This window comes from Streptomyces sp. C, from assembly GCF_000158895.1.
Taxonomy (GTDB): domain Bacteria; phylum Actinomycetota; class Actinomycetes; order Streptomycetales; family Streptomycetaceae; genus Streptomyces; species Streptomyces racemochromogenes.
The window spans coordinates 2,106,500-2,125,367 of the sequence record NZ_GG657750.1 but is presented as its reverse complement, the minus strand read 5'-3'; the positions used below and the strand labels follow the sequence as shown (position 1 = coordinate 2,125,367).

Below are 18,868 nucleotides of genomic sequence, written 5' to 3'. Positions count from 1 at the left end.
CCGGGCGCGGAGCGCCCGGCTCTTGCAGCCCCGCCGGTGCTAGAGGGGCGGGGTCAGGGGCGGAGCCCCTGGGAACGGTGGAAGGGTGGGTAGGGGACCTCGCCCCGCGCAGCGGCCCATCCACCCGCAGACGACCCGCCGGCCCCAGCCCGCACGTGGCCCCGCCCCGCGTCGGAAAGGCGATCAGGGGCGGGCGACCGGGGCGATCACGGCCCCGGTGAGGGCCGCCAGGTCCGCCGGAGCGAGCTCCACCTCCAGGCCCCGGCGGCCCGCCGAGACGCAGATCGTGGCGTGGCCGGAGGCAGACGCGTCCAGCACCGTCGGCAGACGGCGCCGCTGCCCCAGCGGCGAGATGCCGCCCCGCACGTAGCCCGTGGTGCGCTCCGCCAGCGCCGGATCGGCCATCGCCGCCCGCTTCCCGCCCACCGCGCCCGCGAGGGCCTTCAGGTCCAGCGAGCCCGACACCGGGACCACCGCCACCGTCAGCGCCCCGTCCACCTCGGCGACCAGGGTCTTGAACACCTGCTCCGGGGAGACCGCCAGCGCCTCGGCGGCCTCCTCCCCGTACGAGGGGTGCGCGGGATCGTGCTCGTACGCGTGGGTGGTGAACGCCACCCCCGCGCCCGTGAGGGCGGTGATGGCCGGGGTGCCGGCCGACTGCGGCTTCTTCTTCGCCATGGCCTCAGTTCGGGCTCGTCGGAGTACGGGTCAGGTCCACCGCCGGCAGCGACGGGAGGTGCCGGATGACGGCCGTCTCCGTCCGCAGCAGCTTCAGCTCCTCCGCCAGACGCGTCGCCGTGTCCGGGGCCTGGAGCAGGCGCTGCTTCGACGGGGTGTCCAGCACGGCGGCGGCCGCCACCAGGTACGACACCACCGACGGCTCGTCCGGCAGGTCCGGCGCCGAGGCCAGGGACCGCTCACGGGCCCCCGCCAGCCGCTTCTGGTAGCCGCGGAAGGCCCGCAGCACCCCTTCCGACAGGGCGCCGGCGCCCTCGCCCGCGTCCTCCGGGAGCTCCTCCAGCTCCGCTACCAGGAACGGCCCCGACGCGTCGACCGACACCAGCCGCACCCGGGTCGTGCCGGTGGCCAGCACCTCGAAGCTGCCGTCCTCCCGCTCCCGGATCGTCGCCGCGTCCGCGATGCAGCCCACCCGGTGGAACGCCTGGATCGGGTCGGCGCCGAACCCGGCCGCCGGGCCCTTCTCGGGCAGGGCAGTCTGGTCCGGAAGCCCGGGCGCGGTCGGGGCGACCTCCCGGCCGTCGCGGATCGCGACGACCGCGAACCGGCGCGGCTCGTCCTCCCCGGACTTCAGCAGCTCGCGCATCATGGCGCGATACCGCTCCTCGAAGACGTTCAGCGGCAGCACGAGGCCCGGGAACAGCACCGAGTTCAGCGGGAAGAGGGGCAGGCGAACGGTGGTCACGAGGCACAGGGTAGTGGCCGGACGGCCCGGCCCGTCACCCGTTAACCCCGCCTCAGCAGCCGCGACGCGCCCGCCGCCACCGTCGTCGCCAGGATCCAGCCCAGCAGCACCAGCGCCGCCGACCCCCACTGCCAGCCGCCCTCCAGCTTCCACTGCCCCTGCTGGCCGAGATCGATCACGGGCAGCAGCAGGTCCAGCGCGTACAGCGCCGCGTCCCACTGCGGATGCTCGTCCGCCTTGATCGGCGCCGGCTCGTGCCGCAGGAACAGCAGCGTGCCCGCCGCCCACAGCACCGCCATCCACAGCGCCGCCCGCCCCGGCCGGTACCCGTACACCACCGTCCAGTCCTGGAGGTACCCCCAGGCCCGCGCGGCCGGCGCCAGCGTCGCGCGCCGGCAGCGCTGCTTCGCCACCAGCACCTCGCGGGCCCCCGCGTCCTCCCCGCCGGCCCGCAGCACCGCGGCCAGCCGCTCGTACGGCTCGGGCGAGTACTCGGGGGTGGCCGCCTCCAGCCACTCCAGCCGGCGCGAGAGCGGGAAGTGGCCCCGGGGCGCCAGCTCCTCGTAGACGAAGCCCTCCATCGACACCCGGCCGCGCCCGGGCCAGCTCGTCGACCGGTCCACGAGCTTGACCACCTTCGCCCCCGAGACCACCACCCGGCCCAGCTCCGGCGCCTCGCCCACGAACCGCAGCTCCGGCGTCTGGACCCGCCGCAGCGACACCTCCTGGTCCGCGCGCAGCTCGAACCGGGCCCCGTAGAAGTCGGCCGAGTCGCCGAACCGGCCGTCGTCCAGCCGCAGCCCGCCCCGGCACTCGAAGCGCTGCGCCGGCCCGCCCGTCGTCGAGGTCCGGCCCCAGTCGTACGGGCGCTCCGGGTCGGCCGTCGGCGAGGACAGGCCGATCGCCGTCAGGTACAGGGTCCGCTCGACGGTCAGCGTCGGGGCGTTCAGCGCCCGCCGGCCGTCGCGGTTGCTCAGCCGCGCCCCGCGCAGGCTCATCGAGGCGCCCACCTTCGCGCCGCGCAGGCTCACCTCGCCGTGCGTCTCCAGCATGTCAGCCTGGAGGTCCTGCGCCACCGCCAGTCCGTCGGCGGCGATGGCCCGGCCCCGGTTGTCCCGGTGGACCACCGTGTGGCTGAGCAGCAGGTCGGTGCCGATCTGCGCGTCGGTCAGCCGGATCCCGCGCGCCACCCGGCAGCGCGCCAGGTGCAGGTCGCCCTCGGTGTGCAGGCGGGCGCCCTCCAGCCGCGGAACCGCGCAGTTGTCCAGCCGGAGCGTGCCGAACCGGGTCTCGGACACCTGGACCTCGCCGTCGAAGCGGCACGCGCGGATCTCCACGTACGGAGTCACCGCGGCACCCGACAGGTCCAGCCGCCCGGTGATCTGCGCACCGCGCAGTTTCAGCCGCCCCACCCGCCCCGGGAAGGGCGCGGGCCCGGCCAGGAGCAGGTGCGCCACCACCTCCGCCCGGACCCGGCGCTCCGGCCCCCAGGCCCGCCCCGAGTGCGGATCGTCCAGGCCGGCGTCACGGGCGCCGAGGTCACAGACGGTGCCCGCGCGGAAGGCCTCCCACATCCGCCCTTCGGCCTCCGTCAGGCCGTCCGGCCGTCCATCCCCCTGCGCTTCGGTCACGGCAGCCCCCCGCTGTCATTCACGTGTACGAGAACGCTAAGGGGCGGCGGTGACGTCCGGGGCGTGTATCAGCCAGTGATACGGGCGGACGGCGGTGGGAGGCGGTCTGAGAGAATTGGGACGTGATCTCTCGTATCGACCTGCGCGGTGACGCCCTCCCCGAGGGCGGCGCCCTGCGCGACCTGCTGCCCCGTGCCGAGTTCGACGTGGAAGCCGCCCTGGAGAAGGTGCGGCCCATCTGCGAGGACGTCCATCATCGTGGCACGGCGGCGCTGATCGAGTACGCGCAGAAGTTCGACGGGGTCGAACTCACGCGGGCCCGGGTGCCCGAGGAGGCCCTCACGGCCGCCCTGGAGCAGCTGGACCCGGCCGTCCGCGCCGCCCTGGAGGAGTCCATCCGGCGCGCCCGGATCGTGCACCGCAACCAGCGCCGCACCGAGCACACCACCCAGGTGGTCCCCGGCGGCACCGTGACCGAGAAGTGGGTTCCGGTCGAGCGCGTGGGCCTGTACGCGCCCGGCGGCCGCTCCGTGTACCCGTCCTCCGTCGTCATGAACGTCGTCCCGGCCCAGGAGGCGGGCGTCGAGTCGATCGCGCTCGCGTCCCCGCCGCAGAAAGAGTTCGGCGGACTGCCGCACCCGACCATCCTGGCGGCGTGCGCGCTGCTCGGCGTGGACGAGGTGTACGCGGCCGGCGGCGCCGTCGCCGTCGCGATGTTCGCGTACGGCACGGAGGAGTGCCTGCCGGTCAACATGGTGACCGGCCCCGGCAACATCTGGGTCGCCGCCGCCAAGCGCTACTTCACCGGGAAGATCGGCATCGACACCGAGGCCGGCCCGACCGAGATCGCCGTCCTCGCCGACTCCACGGCCGACCCGGTCCACGTCGCCGCCGACCTGATCAGCCAGGCCGAGCACGACCCGCTGGCCGCCGCCGTCCTCGTCACGGACTCCGCCGAGCTCGCGGAAGCCGTCGAGAAGGAGCTGGAGCCGCAGGTCGCCGCGACCAAGCACGTCGAGGACCGGATCAAGCCCGCCCTCGCCGGCAAGCAGTCCGCGATCGTGCTGGTCGACAGCCTGGAGGACGGCCTCAAGGTCGTCGACGCGTACGGCGCCGAGCACCTGGAGATCCAGACCGCCGACGCCGCCGCCTGGGCCGCCCGCGTCCGCAACGCCGGCGCGGTCTTCGTCGGCCCCTGGGCGCCCGTCTCCCTCGGCGACTACTGCGCCGGCTCCAACCACGTCCTGCCCACCGGCGGCTGCGCCTGCCACTCCTCGGGCCTGTCCGTGCAGTCCTTCCTGCGCGGCATCCACATCGTCGACTACACGCGCGACGCCCTCGCCGAGGTCACCCACCACGTGGTGACGCTGGCCGAGGCCGAGGACCTGCCCGCGCACGGCGCGGCCCTCAAGGCACGCTTCGGATGGAAGGTCCCCGGACAGTGAGCACCACCATCGGCATCGACGACCTCCCCATCCGCGACGAGCTCCGCGGCAAGACCCCCTACGGCGCCCCGCAGCTGGACGTCCCCGTCCAGCTGAACACCAACGAGAACCCGTACGAGCTGCCCGAGCCGCTGGTGCGGCGCATCGCCGAGCGCGTCGCCGACGCCGCCCGGACCCTCAACCGCTACCCTGACCGGGACGCGGTCGAGCTGCGCACCGAGCTGGCCGCCTACCTCACCCGTACCGGCAAGCACCCGGTCGCCAAGGAGAACGTCTGGGCCGCCAACGGCTCCAACGAGGTCCTCCAGCAGCTGCTCCAGACCTTCGGCGGCCCCGGCCGCACCGCCATCGGCTTCGAGCCCTCCTACTCGATGCACGCCCTCATCGCGCGCGGCACCGGCACCGGCTGGATCTCCGGCCCGCGCCGCGAGGACTTCACCATCGACGTGGAGGCCGCCGAGCGGGCCATCGCCGAGCACGCCCCCGACGTCGTCTTCATCACCTCGCCGAACAACCCCACGGGCACCGCGGTCGAGGCGGAGACGGTCCTCGCCCTCTACGAGGCCGCGCAGGCCGCCAAGCCGTCGCTGGTCGTCGTCGACGAGGCCTACGTGGAGTTCTCGCACCGGGACTCCCTCCTCCCGCTGATCGAGGGCCGCCCCCACCTGGTGGTCTCCCGGACCATGTCCAAGGCCTTCGGCGCCGCGGGCCTGCGCCTGGGCTACCTGGCCGCGCACCCGGCCGTCGTCGACGCCGTGCAGCTCGTACGCCTGCCGTACCACCTGTCGGCCGTCACCCAGGCGACCGCGCTGGCCGCCCTGGAGCACACCGACACCCTGCTCGGCTACGTCGAGCAGCTCAAGGCCGAGCGGGACCGCCTCGTCACCGAGCTGCGGGCCATCGGCTACGAGGTCACCGAGTCCGACGCGAACTTCATCCAGTTCGGGAAGTTCGACGACTCCCACACCGCCTGGCAGAAGATCCTCGACCAGGGCGTCCTGGTCCGGGACAACGGCGTACCGGGCCGGCTGCGGGTCACCGCCGGCACGCCGGCCGAGAACGACGCGTTCCTGGAAGCGGTTCGCGCACTGAAGAAGGAGCAGCAGGCATGAGCCGCATCGGACGGGTCGAGCGCACCACGAAGGAGACCACGGTCCTCGTCGAGATAGACCTCGACGGCACCGGCAAGGTCGACGTCTCGACGGGTGTCGGCTTCTACGACCACATGCTCGACCAGCTCGGCCGCCACGGCCTCTTCGACCTCACGGTCAAGACGGACGGCGACCTGCACATCGACAGCCACCACACCATCGAGGACACCGCCCTCGCGCTGGGCGCCGCCTTCAAGCAGGCCCTCGGCGACAAGGTGGGCATCTACCGCTTCGGCAACTGCACCGTCCCGCTGGACGAGTCCCTCGCCCAGGTGACCGTGGACCTCTCCGGCCGCCCCTACCTCGTGCACACCGAGCCCGAGAACATGGCGCCGATGATCGGCGAGTACGACACGACGATGACCCGGCACATCTTCGAGTCCTTCGTCGCGCAGGCCCAGATCGCCCTGCACATCCACGTCCCGTACGGCCGCAACGCCCACCACATCGTGGAGTGCCAGTTCAAGGCCCTCGCCCGGGCCCTGCGCTACGCCGCGGAGTTCGACCCGCGCGCCGCCGGCATCCTGCCCTCCACGAAGGGCGCCCTCTAGCCGTGAACGGCCTGAACACCATCCTGATCGTCCTCGGCCTGTTCCTGGCCGGGGGCGTCTACTCCTTCCAGAAGCAGAAGATGCCGAAATCGGTGATCGTTCTGCTCGCCCTCGGCTCCGTGATGTGCCTCGCCGCGGGGATCCTGCGAATCCAGGGGATTTGGGAATGAGCGCCAAGAAGAACGTCGTCGTCTTCGACTACGGCTTCGGCAACATCCGTTCCGCCGAGCGCGCCCTCGCGCGCGTCGGCGCGGACGTCGAGATCACCCGCGACTACGACCGGGCCATGGACGCCGACGGGCTCCTCGTGCCCGGCGTCGGCGCCTTCTCCGCCTGCATGAAGGGCCTCAAGGACGCGCGCGGTGACTGGATCGTCGGCCGCCGGCTGTCCGGCGGGCGGCCCGTCATGGGCATCTGCGTCGGCATGCAGATCCTCTTCGAGCGCGGCATCGAGCACGGCGTGGAGACCGAGGGCCTCGACGAGTGGCCCGGCACCGTCGGCCCGCTCAAGGCCCCCGTCGTCCCGCACATGGGCTGGAACACCGTCGAGGCCCCGGCCGACAGCCAGGCCTTCGCCGGGCTGGACGCCGACGCCCGCTTCTACTTCGTGCACTCCTACGCGGCCCACGACTGGACGCTGGAGGTCACCAACCCCCGGATCAAGGGACCCAGGGTCACCTGGGCCACGCACGGCGAGCGGTTCGTCGCGGCGGTGGAGAACGGCGCCCTGTGGGCCACCCAGTTCCACCCCGAGAAGTCCGGCGACGCCGGAGCCCAGCTCCTCACCAACTGGATCGAGACCCTCTGATGCCGAACACGCTTGAACTGCTCCCCGCGGTCGACGTCCGCGACGGCCAGGCCGTACGCCTCGTGCACGGCGTGTCGGGCAGCGAGACCTCCTACGGCTCCCCGCTGGAGGCGGCCCTCGCCTGGCAGGCCTCCGGCGCCGAGTGGCTGCACCTCGTCGACCTGGACGCCGCCTTCGGCACCGGCGACAACCGCGCCCTGGTCGCCGATATCACCCGTGCGATGGACATCAAGGTCGAGCTGTCCGGCGGCATCCGAGACGACGCCACGCTCGCCGCCGCCCTCGCCACCGGCTGCACCCGCGTCAACCTCGGCACCGCCGCCCTGGAGACCCCCGAGTGGGCCGCCAAGGCCATCGCCGAGCACGGCGACCGGATCGCCATCGGCCTCGACGTGCGCGGCACCACCCTCAAGGGCCGCGGCTGGACCAGTGAGGGCGGCGACCTCTACGAGACCCTCGCCCGCCTGGACTCCGAGGGCTGCGCCCGCTACGTCGTCACCGACATCGGCAAGGACGGCACGCTGACCGGCCCCAACCTGGAGCTGCTGAAGAACGTCTGCGCCGCCACCGACCGGCCCGTCGTCGCCTCCGGCGGCGTGTCCTCCCTGGACGACCTGCGGGCGCTGTCCGAGCTGGTCCCGCTGGGCGTCGAGGGCGCGATCGTCGGCAAGGCCCTGTACGCCAAGGCCTTCACCCTGGAAGAGGCCCTGGAGGCGGTGCGCGCATGAGCTCCGCCGAAGTGCGCCGGATCTCCTCCGGCGGCCCCTACGAGGACGTGATCGGCTACTCCCGCGCCGTCGCCCTGCCCAACGGCCTGGTGCTGGTCTCCGGCTGCACCGCGTCCGACGCGGGCGGCCCGTACGACCAGACGGTCAAGGCCTTCGAGGTCGCCTTCAAGGCGCTCGCCGAGGCCGGCCTGGGCGCCGAGGACGTGGTCCGCACCCGGATGTACCTCACGCACGCCCGGGACGTGGAGGAGGTGGGCCGAGCCCACAAGGCCCTCTTCGACGCGGTCCGCCCCGCCGCCTCCATGATCATCGTGTCCGGCTTCGTCGACCCGAACATGGTCGTCGAGGTGGAGGTCGAGGCGTACAAGGAGGTCGCGCGATGACCCTCGCCGTACGAGTGATCCCCTGCCTGGACGTGGACAACGGCCGGGTCGTCAAGGGCGTCAACTTCCAGAACCTGCGCGACGCCGGGGACCCGGTGGAGATGGCCAAGCTGTACGACGCCGAGGGCGCCGACGAGCTGACCTTCCTCGACATCACCGCCTCCTCCGGCAACCGCGAGACCACCTACGACGTGGTGCGGCGCACCGCCGAGCAGGTGTTCATCCCGCTCACGGTCGGCGGCGGCGTCCGCACGGCCGACGACGTCGACAAACTGCTGCGGGCCGGCGCCGACAAGGTCGGCGTCAACACCGCCGCCATCGCCCGGCCCGAGCTGATCCAGGAGATCGCCGAGCGCTTCGGCCGCCAGGTCCTCGTCCTGTCGGTCGACGCCCGCCGCACGGAGACCGGCTCCTTCGAGGTCACCACCCACGGCGGCCGCCGTGGCACCGGCATCGACGCCGTCGAGTGGGCGCACCGGGCGGCCGAACTGGGCGCCGGCGAGATCCTGCTGAACTCCATGGACGCCGACGGCACCAAGGACGGCTACGACACCGAGATGATCGCGGCCGTGCGCCGGCACGTCACCGTCCCGGTGATCGCCTCGGGTGGCGCCGGCAAGCTGGAGCACTTCGCCCCCGCCATCGGCGCGGGCGCCGACGCGGTCCTCGCCGCCTCGGTGTTCCACTTCGGCGACCTGCGGATCTCCGAGGTCAAGGGAGCCCTGCGCGAAGCCGGCCACCCGGTCCGCTGAGCCGCCGGCCGGCCAGGGGGGCGGGTGCCGCTGCGCGGGCCGGTCCCCTCCCCGCCCTTCCACCGTTCCCCGGGGCTCCGCCCCGGACCCAGGTCCTCGGGCGCCGGAGGGGCGGGATCTGCCGTCAGATGCCCAGCTGGGCGGTGGTCAGCCTGGCCACCGCCTCCTTGTCGCCGTCCAGGGTCACCGCCGCCGTGGCCTGCCGGCCGAAGCAGAAGAGCGTCAGCTCACCCGGCTCCCCGGTCACCGTCACCACCGGTACGCCCTTGTGCGCCACCGCCGTGCGCCCGTCCGGGCGGCGCAGCACCAGGCCCACCGGCGAGCGGCGGCCCGTCAGCCGGGCCAGCTTCTCCAGCCGGGACCACAGCGCGTCCGAGAACACCGGGTCCAGCGTCCGCGGCGACCAGTCCGGCTGCGCGCGCCGCACGTCCTCCGCGTGGACGTAGAACTCCACCGCGTTCGCCGCCTCGTCGATCTGCTTCAGCGCGTACACGGACAGCTTCGGGGGGCCGGTGCGGATCAGCTGGATGAGCTCCTCGTACGGCTTGGCCGTGTACTCGGCCATCGCCCGGTCGAGGCGGTCCTTCAGCACGTTCAGCAGCAGCCCGCCCGCCGCGTCGGGGCGGCGCTCGCGCACCACCACGTGCGCCGCCAGGTCCCGGCAGGTCCAGCCGTCGCACAGCGTCGGCGCCTCCGGTCCCGCCGCCTCCAGAAGGTCCGCCAGCAGCAGCCGTTCACGCTTCGCATGGGTAGACATGGGGGCCAGCCTACGGCCGCGCCCCGCCGCGCGGCTGCCCATCAGTCGGACGGTGATCCGTAACGGGTCCTTCCGCGCGGCACAATGGGGCCCATGAGTACGTCCTCCCTCGACCCCGCCGTCGCCGCCCGCCTCAAGCGCTCCCCGGACGGCCTGGTCCCGGCCGTCGCCCAGCAGTACGACACCGGCGAGGTGCTCATGCTCGGCTGGATGGACGACGAGGCCCTGCACCGCACCCTCACCACCGGACGCTGCACCTACTGGTCCCGCAGCCGCCAGGAGTACTGGGTCAAGGGGGACACCTCCGGCCACTTCCAGTACGTGAAGTCCGTCGCCCTCGACTGCGACGCGGACACCGTGCTCGTCAAGGTCGACCAGGTCGGCGCCGCCTGCCACACGGGCGCCCGCACCTGCTTCGACGACGATGTCCTTTTCAGCGACGCCCGCTAGCCAGTTAGGGTCCCACCCCATGGATCTCGAGACGTTCCGCAAGCTCGCGGCCGACCGCCGTGTCATCCCCGTCAGCCGCAGGCTGCTCGCAGACGGGGACACCCCGGTCGGGCTCTACCGCAAGCTGGCCGCCGAACGCCCCGGCACCTTCCTGCTGGAGTCCGCCGAGAACGGCCGCTCCTGGTCCCGCTACTCCTTCGTCGGCGTACGCAGCGACTCCACCCTCACCGTCAAGGACGGCCAGGCGCACTGGATCGGCACCCCGCCCGTCGGCGTCCCCGTGGACGGCGACCCCCTGGACGCCCTGCGCGCCACCGTCGAGGCCCTGCACACTCCGCGCGACCTCGCGGGCGGCATGCCGCCGTTCACCGGCGGCATGGTCGGCTACCTCGGCTACGACATCGTCCGCCGCCTGGAGCGCATCGGCGAGCACGCCGAGGACGACCTGGAGCTGCCCGAGCTGACCATGCTCCTCACCTCCGACCTGGCGGTCCTGGACCACTGGGACGGCACCGTCCAGCTGATCGCCAACGCGATCAACCACAACGACCTGGACTCCGGGGTCGACGAGGCCTACGCCGACGCCGTCGCCCGCCTCGACGCCATGGAGGCCGACCTCGCGCGGCCCGCGCCGTACGCCCCGGCCCCGCTGCCCGCCTCCGAGGTGCCGAGTTTTGAAGACGGCACAGTCTCCGCGCTGTGGGGAGGCGAGAAGTACCAGGCGGCCGTGGAGGACGTGAAGGAGCGCATCCGGGCCGGCGAGGCCTTCCAGGTGGTGCCCTCGCAGCGGTTCGAGACCCCCTGCGAGGCGTCCGCGCTGGACGTCTACCGGGTGCTGCGGGCCACCAACCCGTCCCCGTACATGTACCTCTTCCGCTTCGAGAACGGCTTCGACGTGGTCGGCTCCAGCCCCGAGGCGCTGGTCAAGGTCGAGGACGGCCGGGCCATGGTCCACCCGATCGCGGGCACCCGGCACCGGGGCGCCACCCCGCAGGAGGACAACGACCTCGCCGAGGAGCTGCTGGCCGACCCCAAGGAGCGCGCCGAGCACCTGATGCTCGTCGACCTGGGCCGCAACGACCTGGGCCGGGTGTGCGAGCCGGGCTCCGTCGAGGTCGTCGACTTCATGAGCATCGAGCGGTACTCCCACGTCATGCACATCGTCTCCACCGTCACCGGCCGGGTCGCCGAGGGCAGGACGGCCTTCGACGTGCTCACCGCCTGCTTCCCCGCCGGCACCCTCTCCGGCGCGCCCAAGCCGCGCGCCATGCAGATCATCGAGGAGCTGGAGCCCTCCCGGCGCGGCCTGTACGGCGGCTGCGTCGGCTACCTGGACTTCGCGGGGGACTCCGACACGGCCATCGCCATCCGCACCGCGCTGCTGCGCGACGGCACGGCGTACGTGCAGGCCGGGGCGGGAGTGGTCGCCGACTCGGTGCCCGAGCTGGAGGACCGGGAGTGCCGCAACAAGGCCGCCGCCGTGCTCCGCGCCGTCGGAGCGGCGAACCGCCTCCAGCGCGGCTGAGCCCGTAGGGGATAGTGGGGTACGTGAGTGCCGTACCCCACCCCCCCAGCGAGGCCGAGGCCCCCGACAGCAGCACCGGCCGCCGCACCGTGGCCGTCGCCCTGCTGCTCGGCGCGCTCGGCGCCACCGTCGTCCTGCTCGCCTCCGGCCGCACCTGGGCCCGGGGCAGCGCCTCCATCGGCGGCGGGACCCTTCCCCTGACCGCTGACGGGCGGGCCGTCACGGGCCTCCCGGCGGCCCTGGCCATCGTCGGCCTCGCCGCCCTCGTCGCGGTGTTCGCCGTACGGGGCCGGGGCCGGCTGCTGGTCTCCGGGCTGCTCGCGCTGAGCGGTCTGGGCGCGGGCCTGGCCGCGGTGGCCGCCGCCGACGACCGGGCCGCCCTGGACGAGCGGGCCGCCACCGCGACCGCCGACACCGCCGCCCGGGTGGTGGAACTGACCCATACGGCGTGGCCGTACGTCACGGCTTCCGGCGCTGCCCTGATCCTGCTCGCGGGACTGCTCGCGCTGCGCTTCGGCAGCGGCTGGCCCGCGATGGGAGGCCGCTACGAGCGCGACGGCAGCCCCCGCGGGCGCACCCCGGCGCCGGTGGACCCGGACCGGCCGGAGGACCTGTGGAAGGCCCTGGACCGCGGCGAGGACCCCACCCGCTAGCCGGGGCCGCAGGAGATCGCCACCCACTGGAGAATCCGGCGGCGGCGTGCGGGACAATGACAGCGAGCGTGCGGCACCGCACGCGAGACAGAGCAACGAGGAGCAACTCATGGCGGGCACGAGCCACGGACACACCCCGGCCGCCTGGACCGGTGTCATCATCGCCTTCATCGGTTTCTGCGTCTCCGGCGCTTTCATGGTGCTGGCGAACCCGCTCGGGTTCTGGGCCGGCATGGTCGTCGTCGCGCTCGGCGGTGTCGTCGGTCTGGCCATGCGTGCCGCCGGCATGGGCGCGCCCAAGGCCGCCCACCGCGACCTCGCCGAGGTCATCGCCGCCAACCGGGTTCCCGCCAAGGTCTGAGCGCGATCCCGCGGGTCTGCCGGTCCGCTGTTCGAAAGGCGCGGCCCCGTCGGGCTGCGCCTTTTGTCATGAGCGGAGAGAATCAGCCGGTGGACGCCTCTGGCACCGACGCCCCGCACCACGCCCCGCCTGCGGGCCCCTGGGGGCCGCTGCCGTCCGGCGGGGCGCCCGTACGGGCCTCCCGGGCCCGGCGGCTGGCCGCGCCCGTGCTGACCCTGGCCGGGGCCGTGGCGGCCTTCGCGTACGTGGGCGCGGTGGACCCGAACGAACCGGGGCACTATCCGGTCTGCCCGCTGTTCCGGCTGACGGGGGTGCTGTGCCCCGGCTGCGGCGGGCTGCGCAGTGCCCACGCCTTCGCCACCGGCGACCTGCCGGCCGCCCTGGGCGCCAACGCCGTGGCGGTGGCCGGCTACCTGCTCTTCGCCGCGTTCACGGCCCTGTGGCTGCTGCGGGCCTTCCGCGGGGGCCCGGCCCCCCGGATCGCGCTGCGGCCGGTCTGGTGGTGGGGCATCGGGGCCGTGGTGCTCGCGTTCTCGATTGTCCGGAACCTCCCGTTCGGTTCCGTACTGGCCCCCTGACCCCGGCGGAGGCCTTGGGGGAACTACGGGAAGGCCATATTCCGAGTGTCCAGTCCCTGGGAAACCGAGAGCTCCGTGCGGAGGCCTCGGCGACCTGCGGATACCATTTGAGTGCTGACCTTGCAGTGGAACGTGTCTGCAAGGCGGCCGACCGTCATCGACCCGGAAGGGGGCCGCTCGCGTGAGTGTGCTCGACGAGATCATCGAAGGGGTCCGCGAAGACCTTGCCGAACGGCAGGCCCGCGTGAGCCTCGACGAGCTCAAGGAGCGTGCCGCCAAGGCGCCCCAGGCCAAGGACGGCGTCGCCGCCCTGCGTGGCGACGGCGTCAAGGTGATCTGCGAGGTCAAGCGCTCCAGCCCCTCCAAGGGCGCGCTGGCCGCGATCGCGGATCCGGCAGGGCTCGCCGCCGATTACGAGGCAGGCGGCGCGGCGGTCATCTCCGTCCTCACCGAGCAGCGCCGCTTCGGCGGCTCGCTCGCCGACCTGGAGGCCGTCCGCGCCCGCGTGGACATCCCGATCCTGCGCAAGGACTTCATCGTCACGGCGTACCAGCTGTGGGAGGCCCGCGCCTACGGCGCCGACCTCGTCCTGCTGATCGTCGCGGCCCTGGAGCAGGAGGCCCTGGTCTCCCTCATCGAGCGGGCCGAGTCCATCGGCCTCACCCCGCTCGTCGAGGTGCACGACGAGGAGGAGATCGAGCGTGCCGTCGCCGCCGGCGCCAAGATCATCGGCGTCAACGCGCGCAACCTGAAGGACCTCAAGGTCGACCGCTCCACCTTCGAGCGCGTCGTCGGAGAGATCCCGCCCCACATCGTGAAGGTCGCCGAGTCCGGCATCCGCGGACCCCACGACCTGATCGCCTACGCCAACGAGGGCGCCGACGCGGTCCTCGTCGGCGAATCCCTGGTCACCGGCCGCGACCCGAAGGCGGCCGTGGCCGACCTCGTCGCCGCCGGCGCCCACCCCGCCCTGCGTCACGGGCGGAGCTGACCACTCCCATGCCTCCCGCCTCCTCCTCCGTCCGCACCCGACCGGGCCACGGCCCGGCCGCCGTGCCGACGGCGCACGCGCCGCTGGCGCGCGGCTGCCGCCCCCGCGGCTGCCGCGCCCCGGCCCGCCGCGTGCACGGCAGGCGGGTGCGCTACGTGATCGGGTCCGAGCCCGGACAGGTCAACGGCATGCGATGGCGCGGCACGGCCGCGTCGTAACGGAGCCCCTCCCGGCCCGGTACCCCTGACGTACCGGGCGCGGGCGGCCCCGCACGGCCCCGCCCCCTCGTGGGCGCGGGCCGTCCCGTCCGCACCCTCCCACCCCCCTCAGCGGGGTGCGCGGGCGACGGACCGGCGGCGCAATACGGTGCATCCAGCCCGCGTCGAGCGAAGCCTCGCATTCCGTACCCGTAGGAGTAGTGGCACATGTCCACCAGCTCGTTCTTCATCCCGGACCCGGAGGGTCACGTCCCCAACACCGAGGGCTACTTCGGTGACTTCGGCGGCAAGTTCATCCCGGAGGCCCTCGTCGCCGCCGTGGACGAGGTCGCCGTCGAGTACGAGAAGGCCAAGGGCGACCCGGCCTTCGCCGCCGAGCTCAACGACCTCATGGTCAACTACACCGGCCGGCCCAGCGCCCTGACCGAGGTGCCCCGGTTCGCCGAGCACGCCGGCGGGGCCCGGATCTTCCTCAAGCGCGAGGACCTCAACCACACCGGCTCGCACAAGATCAACAACGTGCTGGGCCAGGCGCTGCTCACCAAGCGCATGGGCAAGACCCGCGTCATCGCCGAGACCGGCGCCGGCCAGCACGGCGTGGCCACCGCCACCGCCTGCGCCCTCTTCGGCCTCGACTGCACCATCTACATGGGCGAGATCGACACCCAGCGCCAGGCCCTCAACGTGGCCCGCATGCGCATGCTCGGCGCCGAGGTCATCGCCGTGAAGTCCGGCTCCCGGACCCTCAAGGACGCCATCAACGAGGCGTTCCGCGACTGGGTCGCCAACGTGGACCAGACCCACTACCTCTTCGGCACCGTCGCCGGCCCCCACCCCTTCCCGGCCATGGTCCGCGACTTCCACCGCGTCATCGGCGTCGAGGCCCGCCGCCAGATCATCGAGCGCGCCGGCCGGCTCCCCGACGCCGTCGCCGCCTGCGTCGGCGGCGGCTCCAACGCCATCGGCCTCTTCCACGCCTTCATCCCCGACGCCGACGTCCGCCTGGTCGGCTTCGAGCCCGCCGGACACGGCGTGGAGACCGGCGAGCACGCCGCCACCCTCACCGCGGGCGAGCCCGGCATCCTGCACGGCTCCCGCAGCTACGTCCTCCAGGACGAGGAGGGCCAGATCACCGAGCCCTACTCCATCTCCGCCGGCCTGGACTACCCGGGCATCGGCCCCGAGCACTCCTACCTCAAGGACACCGGCCGCGGCGAGTACCGCGCCGTCACCGACGACGCCGCCATGCAGGCCCTGCGCCTGCTGTCGCGCACCGAGGGCATCATCCCGGCCATCGAGTCGGCGCACGCCCTGGCGGGCGCCCTCGACCTGGGCAAGGAGCTGGGCAAGGACGGCCTCATCGTCGTCAACCTGTCCGGCCGCGGCGACAAGGACATGGACACGGCCGCCCGGTACTTCGGGCTCTACGACGGCACGGAGCCCGAGGGGGAGAACAAGTGAGCAACCAGGGCAACATCGAACTGCTGGGCGCGACCCTCGCCAAGGCCAGGTCCGAGGACCGCGCGGCCCTCGTCGCCTACCTCCCGGCCGGCTTCCCGACCGTCGACGGCGGCATCGAGGCCGTCAAGGCGATCATCGCGGGGGGCGCCGACATCGTCGAGATCGGACTGCCGCACAGCGACCCGGTCCTGGACGGCGCCGTCATCCAGACCGCCGACGACATCGCCCTGCGCGGCGGCGTCAAGATCGCCGACGTGCTGCGCACCGTCCGCGAGGCCTTCGAGGCCACCGGGGTCCCGATCCTGGTCATGACGTACTGGAACCCCATCGACCGCTACGGCGTCGAGCGGTTCACCGCCGAGCTGGCCGCCGCCGGCGGCGCCGGCTGCATCCTGCCCGACCTGCCGGTCCAGGAGTCCGCGCTGTGGCGGGAGCACGCCGCCAAGCACGGTCTGGCGACCGTCTTCGTCGTGGCCCCCAGCAGCAAGGACGAGCGCCTGGCGACCATCACCGCCGCCGGCTCCGGCTTCGTCTACGCCGCCTCCCTCATGGGCGTCACCGGCACCCGCGAGTCCGTCGGCAACGAGGCCCAGGAGCTGGTGCGCCGCACCCGCACCACCACCGACCTCCCGGTCTGCGTGGGCCTGGGCGTCTCCAACGCCGTACAGGCCAAGCAGGTCGCCGGCTTCGCCGACGGTGTGATCGTCGGCTCGGCCTTCGTGAAGCTCCTCCTGGACGCCCCGGACCTGCCGGCGGGCCTGTCGGCCGTACGGGCACTGGCGGGCGAGCTTGCGGAAGGCGTACGCAGGTCCTGACCCCGGGCGGGCCCAGGACGAGGTTCTGTAGCCCGATCGGGTGGATTCGGCAGCGGGGAGGCACGCGAGTGCCTCCCCGCTTCGTTTGGCCGAACGTGAGCGAGAAGAACGACGGTGCGAACCGCGATGCGACGAAACGATCGGCCCGGGAGCGACTCCAGCAGGAGCGCGAGCGGCAGAAGAGCCGGGACAAGCGGCGGCGGACCTTCCTGGTGGCCGGGGCGGTCGTCGGCGTGCTCGGCCTGGCCGCCGTCGTCGGCGTGATCGCGGCCAACGTCGGCAAGGGCGACAAGTCCGCCAAGGCCGGCCCGGTGGCCGCGCCCTCCGGAGCCACCGGCAAGGACGCGCTCGCCATCCAGACCGGCAAGGACGAGGCCAAGTCCACCCTCACGGTGTGGGAGGACTTCCGCTGCCCCGCCTGCAAGGCCTTCGAGGACAACTACCGCACCACCATCCACGACCTGGAGGCCAAGGGGCTGCTCAAGGTCGAGTACCACCTGGTCACCCTCATCGACGGGAACATGGGCGGCACCGGCTCCCTGAAGGGGGCGAACGCCGCCGCCTGCGCCCAGGACGTGGGCAGGTTCTCCGCGTACCACGACGTCCTCTTCCAGAACCAGCCGCAGGAGACCGACGACGCCTACGGCAAGAACGCCAAGCTGCTGGAGCTGGCCGGCAAGGTCGACGGACTGGACACCCCCGCCTTCCGCTCCTGCGTGGAGGACGGCACCCACAACAGCTGGGTGGGCAAGTCGCACGACGCTTTCCGCGACGGGAAGTTCCGGGGCACCCCCACCGTGCTGCTCGACGGCAAGGACATCTTCTCCGACCAGGCGAACCCGCTGACCCCGCAGAAGCTGAAGGAGAAGGTCGAGGGCACCGCGGGCAAGACCACCCCGTCACCGTCGGCGTCCCCCTCCGCGTCCGCGTCCGGAAGCAGCGGTTCCAAGACCGGTTCCAAGACCGGCTCCAAGGCCTCCACGGCCACCGGCTCCGGTTCCGCATCGGGTTCCGGTTCCGGCTCCCGCGCGGGGGCCGGCACGGGGTCGGGAGGCTGACCCGGGCGGCCCCGCCATGTGTGGTTTTGGTTTCAGCTTGCCGGGCGGGTTGCGGTCCGTACCGCCCGGCAGGGTAGCGTCAGGTCTGCCATGGACCTTGCTTACATCCCCAGCCCGTCGACCGGCGTGATCCATCTCGGACCGATCCCGCTGCGCGGCTACGCGTTCTGCATCATCATCGGCGTCTTCGTCGCCGTCTGGCTCGGCAACAAGCGGTGGATCGCGCGCGGCGGAAAGCCGGGCACGGTCGCGGACATCGCCGTGTGGGCGGTGCCCTTCGGCCTGGTCGGCGGTCGCCTCTACCACGTGATCACCGACTACCAGCTCTACTTCGGCGAGGGCCGGGACTGGGTCGACGCCTTCAAGATCTGGGAGGGCGGCCTCGGCATCTGGGGCGCGATCGCGCTCGGCGCGGTCGGCGCCTGGATCGGCTGCCGCCTGCGCGGCATCCCGCTCCCCGCCTGGGCCGACGCGCTCGCCCCGGGCATCGCCGTCGCCCAGGCCTTCGGACGCTGGGGCAACTGGTTCAACCAGGAGCTGTACGGCCGCGCGACCGACCTGCCGTGGGCACTGAAGATCAGCGACGGCCCGAACCGGGTCGCCGGCACCTACCACCCGACCTTCCTCTACGAGTCCCTGTGGTGCCTGGGCGTCGCCGCCCTGGTCATCTGGGCCGACCGGCGCTTCAAGCTGGGGCACGGGCGGGCGTTCGCGCTGTACGTGGCGGCCTACTGCTCCGGGCGCGTGTGGATCGAGTACATGCGCGTCGACGAGGCGCACCACATCCTGGGCCTGCGGCTGAACGTGTGGACCGCGATCGTGGTCTTCGTGCTCGCGGTGGTGTACTTCGTGCTCTCGGCGAAGCTGCGGCCGGGCCGGGAGACGGTGGTCGAGCCGGTTGCCTCCGGCGGTTCGGGTGAGGCCGTGCCGGCGGTGGACGCCGAGGCCGTCGCGGCCGACGCGAAGGCCGTCCCGGCTGACGCGAAGGCCGACGTGAAGGCCGTCCCGGCCGAGTCGGAGGACGCCGGAGCGAAGCCGGCCACCAGCCTCACGAAGGCCGCCGAGGCCGACAAGAGCTGAACGGGGTGGTACCGGAGGGGGGCGCCGCGAGGGTCGTGGCGCCCCCCTC

23 protein-coding genes are annotated in these 18,868 nt (G+C 73.0%); 19 read left to right on the top strand and 4 right to left on the bottom strand.

Annotated features, from left to right (window positions below):
• Window positions 1-183: 183 nt before the first annotated feature.
• The 3 genes from ybaK to SSNG_RS09390 are packed head-to-tail and all read right to left on the bottom strand — an operon-like array spanning window position 184 to window position 2,997.
• Entirely contained in the window at window positions 184-678 is a 495-nt protein-coding gene (gene ybaK, locus SSNG_RS09400; RefSeq protein WP_007263582.1) for a Cys-tRNA(Pro) deacylase, read from the bottom strand.
• Between the two features lie 4 nt (window positions 679-682).
• Complete coding sequence (locus SSNG_RS09395; protein ID WP_007263581.1) at window positions 683-1,423, bottom strand: LON peptidase substrate-binding domain-containing protein; 741 nt, start codon at window positions 1,421-1,423, stop codon at window positions 683-685.
• A gap of 41 nt (window positions 1,424-1,464) precedes the next feature.
• On the bottom strand, window positions 1,465-2,997 hold the full coding sequence (locus SSNG_RS09390; protein WP_206731374.1) for an oxidoreductase: 1,533 nt from the start codon (window positions 2,995-2,997) through the stop codon (window positions 1,465-1,467).
• A 179-nt stretch (window positions 2,998-3,176) separates the two neighbouring features.
• Between SSNG_RS09390 and hisD the strand changes: the two genes are divergently transcribed.
• The 8 genes from hisD to hisF are packed head-to-tail and all read left to right on the top strand — an operon-like array spanning window position 3,177 to window position 8,872.
• Entirely contained in the window at window positions 3,177-4,499 is a 1,323-nt protein-coding gene (gene hisD / locus SSNG_RS09385) for a histidinol dehydrogenase (RefSeq protein WP_007263579.1), read from the top strand.
• Window positions 4,496-5,611: a histidinol-phosphate transaminase gene (locus tag SSNG_RS09380; RefSeq protein WP_007263578.1), complete on the top strand. Its 1,116-nt coding sequence runs from the start codon at window positions 4,496-4,498 to the stop codon at window positions 5,609-5,611. Before hisD ends, SSNG_RS09380 begins: the two co-directional genes overlap by 4 nt.
• A complete protein-coding gene (hisB, locus tag SSNG_RS09375) occupies window positions 5,608-6,201 on the top strand; it encodes an imidazoleglycerol-phosphate dehydratase HisB (protein ID WP_007263577.1) in 594 nt (197 codons plus the stop codon). Before SSNG_RS09380 ends, hisB begins: the two co-directional genes overlap by 4 nt.
• Window positions 6,202-6,203: 2 nt before the next feature.
• Complete coding sequence (locus SSNG_RS41975) at window positions 6,204-6,371, top strand: hypothetical protein (protein ID WP_007263576.1); 168 nt, start codon at window positions 6,204-6,206, stop codon at window positions 6,369-6,371.
• Entirely contained in the window at window positions 6,368-7,009 is a 642-nt protein-coding gene (gene hisH / locus SSNG_RS09365; RefSeq protein WP_007263575.1) for an imidazole glycerol phosphate synthase subunit HisH, read from the top strand. The genes SSNG_RS41975 and hisH overlap by 4 nt, the downstream gene beginning before the upstream one ends.
• Window positions 7,009-7,737: a bifunctional 1-(5-phosphoribosyl)-5-((5-phosphoribosylamino)methylideneamino)imidazole-4-carboxamide isomerase/phosphoribosylanthranilate isomerase PriA gene (gene priA, locus SSNG_RS09360; RefSeq protein ID WP_007263574.1), complete on the top strand. Its 729-nt coding sequence runs from the start codon at window positions 7,009-7,011 to the stop codon at window positions 7,735-7,737. Before hisH ends, priA begins: the two co-directional genes overlap by 1 nt.
• Entirely contained in the window at window positions 7,734-8,120 is a 387-nt protein-coding gene (locus tag SSNG_RS09355; protein ID WP_007263573.1) for a RidA family protein, read from the top strand. The genes priA and SSNG_RS09355 overlap by 4 nt, the downstream gene beginning before the upstream one ends.
• Window positions 8,117-8,872, top strand: coding sequence for an imidazole glycerol phosphate synthase subunit HisF (gene hisF / locus SSNG_RS09350; protein WP_007263572.1), 756 nt, complete (start codon window positions 8,117-8,119; stop codon window positions 8,870-8,872). The genes SSNG_RS09355 and hisF overlap by 4 nt, the downstream gene beginning before the upstream one ends.
• Before the next feature lie 124 nt (window positions 8,873-8,996).
• On the opposite strand, the gene SSNG_RS09345 is transcribed toward hisF, so the two are convergent.
• Window positions 8,997-9,629 (bottom strand): TIGR03085 family metal-binding protein, encoded by a 633-nt coding sequence (locus SSNG_RS09345; RefSeq protein ID WP_007263571.1) that lies wholly within the window; start codon window positions 9,627-9,629, stop codon window positions 8,997-8,999.
• An 84-nt stretch (window positions 9,630-9,713) separates the two neighbouring features.
• On the opposite strand from SSNG_RS09345, the gene hisI reads away from it, so the two are divergent.
• The 11 genes from hisI to lgt all read left to right on the top strand — a co-directional run bounded on the left by hisI (window position 9,714) and on the right by lgt (window position 18,819).
• The gene (gene hisI, locus SSNG_RS09340) at window positions 9,714-10,079 is read left to right on the top strand and encodes a phosphoribosyl-AMP cyclohydrolase (RefSeq protein WP_007263570.1); all 366 of its coding nucleotides are present in this window, start codon (window positions 9,714-9,716) and stop codon (window positions 10,077-10,079) included.
• A 19-nt stretch (window positions 10,080-10,098) separates the two neighbouring features.
• Window positions 10,099-11,604 (top strand): anthranilate synthase component I, encoded by a 1,506-nt coding sequence (locus SSNG_RS09335; RefSeq protein WP_007263569.1) that lies wholly within the window; start codon window positions 10,099-10,101, stop codon window positions 11,602-11,604.
• A gap of 14 nt (window positions 11,605-11,618) precedes the next feature.
• Window positions 11,619-12,257: a TIGR02234 family membrane protein gene (locus SSNG_RS09330; RefSeq protein WP_007263568.1), complete on the top strand. Its 639-nt coding sequence runs from the start codon at window positions 11,619-11,621 to the stop codon at window positions 12,255-12,257.
• Window positions 12,258-12,366: 109 nt separating this feature from the next.
• Window positions 12,367-12,618, top strand: coding sequence for an HGxxPAAW family protein (locus SSNG_RS09325; protein WP_007263567.1), 252 nt, complete (start codon window positions 12,367-12,369; stop codon window positions 12,616-12,618).
• A gap of 68 nt (window positions 12,619-12,686) precedes the next feature.
• Window positions 12,687-13,196: a DUF2752 domain-containing protein gene (locus SSNG_RS09320; RefSeq protein WP_007263566.1), complete on the top strand. Its 510-nt coding sequence runs from the start codon at window positions 12,687-12,689 to the stop codon at window positions 13,194-13,196.
• A gap of 181 nt (window positions 13,197-13,377) precedes the next feature.
• Window positions 13,378-14,187, top strand: coding sequence for an indole-3-glycerol phosphate synthase TrpC (trpC, locus tag SSNG_RS09315; protein WP_007263565.1), 810 nt, complete (start codon window positions 13,378-13,380; stop codon window positions 14,185-14,187).
• 8 nt (window positions 14,188-14,195) lie between these two features.
• Window positions 14,196-14,405 (top strand): hypothetical protein, encoded by a 210-nt coding sequence (locus tag SSNG_RS43650; RefSeq protein WP_042800788.1) that lies wholly within the window; start codon window positions 14,196-14,198, stop codon window positions 14,403-14,405.
• A 207-nt stretch (window positions 14,406-14,612) separates the two neighbouring features.
• Complete coding sequence (trpB, locus tag SSNG_RS09305) at window positions 14,613-15,866, top strand: tryptophan synthase subunit beta (protein WP_007263564.1); 1,254 nt, start codon at window positions 14,613-14,615, stop codon at window positions 15,864-15,866.
• A complete protein-coding gene (trpA, locus tag SSNG_RS09300; RefSeq protein WP_007263563.1) occupies window positions 15,863-16,681 on the top strand; it encodes a tryptophan synthase subunit alpha in 819 nt (272 codons plus the stop codon). The genes trpB and trpA overlap by 4 nt, the downstream gene beginning before the upstream one ends.
• A gap of 95 nt (window positions 16,682-16,776) precedes the next feature.
• Entirely contained in the window at window positions 16,777-17,739 is a 963-nt protein-coding gene (locus SSNG_RS09295; RefSeq protein WP_128636905.1) for a thioredoxin domain-containing protein, read from the top strand.
• Between the two features lie 90 nt (window positions 17,740-17,829).
• Window positions 17,830-18,819: a prolipoprotein diacylglyceryl transferase gene (lgt, locus tag SSNG_RS09290; protein WP_007263561.1), complete on the top strand. Its 990-nt coding sequence runs from the start codon at window positions 17,830-17,832 to the stop codon at window positions 18,817-18,819.
• The last annotated feature ends 49 nt before the right edge of the window (window positions 18,820-18,868 follow it).

Excerpts from the sequence above, each read along its gene's own strand:
- lgt (WP_007263561.1), top strand. The coding sequence starts at position 17,830 with ATGGACCTTGCTTACATCCCCAGCCCGTCGACCGGCGTGATCCATCTC.
- hisB (WP_007263577.1), top strand. The coding sequence starts at position 5,608 with ATGAGCCGCATCGGACGGGTCGAGCGCACCACGAAGGAGACCACGGTC.
- hisI (WP_007263570.1), top strand. The coding sequence starts at position 9,714 with ATGGGGCCCATGAGTACGTCCTCCCTCGACCCCGCCGTCGCCGCCCGC.
- SSNG_RS43650 (WP_042800788.1), top strand. The coding sequence starts at position 14,196 with ATGCCTCCCGCCTCCTCCTCCGTCCGCACCCGACCGGGCCACGGCCCG.
- SSNG_RS09355 (WP_007263573.1), top strand. The coding sequence starts at position 7,734 with ATGAGCTCCGCCGAAGTGCGCCGGATCTCCTCCGGCGGCCCCTACGAG.
- SSNG_RS09390 (WP_206731374.1), bottom strand. The coding sequence starts at position 2,997 with ATGTGGGAGGCCTTCCGCGCGGGCACCGTCTGTGACCTCGGCGCCCGT.
- SSNG_RS09335 (WP_007263569.1), top strand. The coding sequence starts at position 10,099 with ATGGATCTCGAGACGTTCCGCAAGCTCGCGGCCGACCGCCGTGTCATC.
- ybaK (WP_007263582.1), bottom strand. The coding sequence starts at position 678 with ATGGCGAAGAAGAAGCCGCAGTCGGCCGGCACCCCGGCCATCACCGCC.
- SSNG_RS09345 (WP_007263571.1), bottom strand. The coding sequence starts at position 9,629 with ATGTCTACCCATGCGAAGCGTGAACGGCTGCTGCTGGCGGACCTTCTG.
- SSNG_RS09320 (WP_007263566.1), top strand. The coding sequence starts at position 12,687 with ATGAGCGGAGAGAATCAGCCGGTGGACGCCTCTGGCACCGACGCCCCG.
- priA (WP_007263574.1), top strand. The coding sequence starts at position 7,009 with ATGCCGAACACGCTTGAACTGCTCCCCGCGGTCGACGTCCGCGACGGC.
- trpB (WP_007263564.1), top strand. The coding sequence starts at position 14,613 with ATGTCCACCAGCTCGTTCTTCATCCCGGACCCGGAGGGTCACGTCCCC.
- hisH (WP_007263575.1), top strand. The coding sequence starts at position 6,368 with ATGAGCGCCAAGAAGAACGTCGTCGTCTTCGACTACGGCTTCGGCAAC.
- hisF (WP_007263572.1), top strand. The coding sequence starts at position 8,117 with ATGACCCTCGCCGTACGAGTGATCCCCTGCCTGGACGTGGACAACGGC.
- SSNG_RS09325 (WP_007263567.1), top strand. The coding sequence starts at position 12,367 with ATGGCGGGCACGAGCCACGGACACACCCCGGCCGCCTGGACCGGTGTC.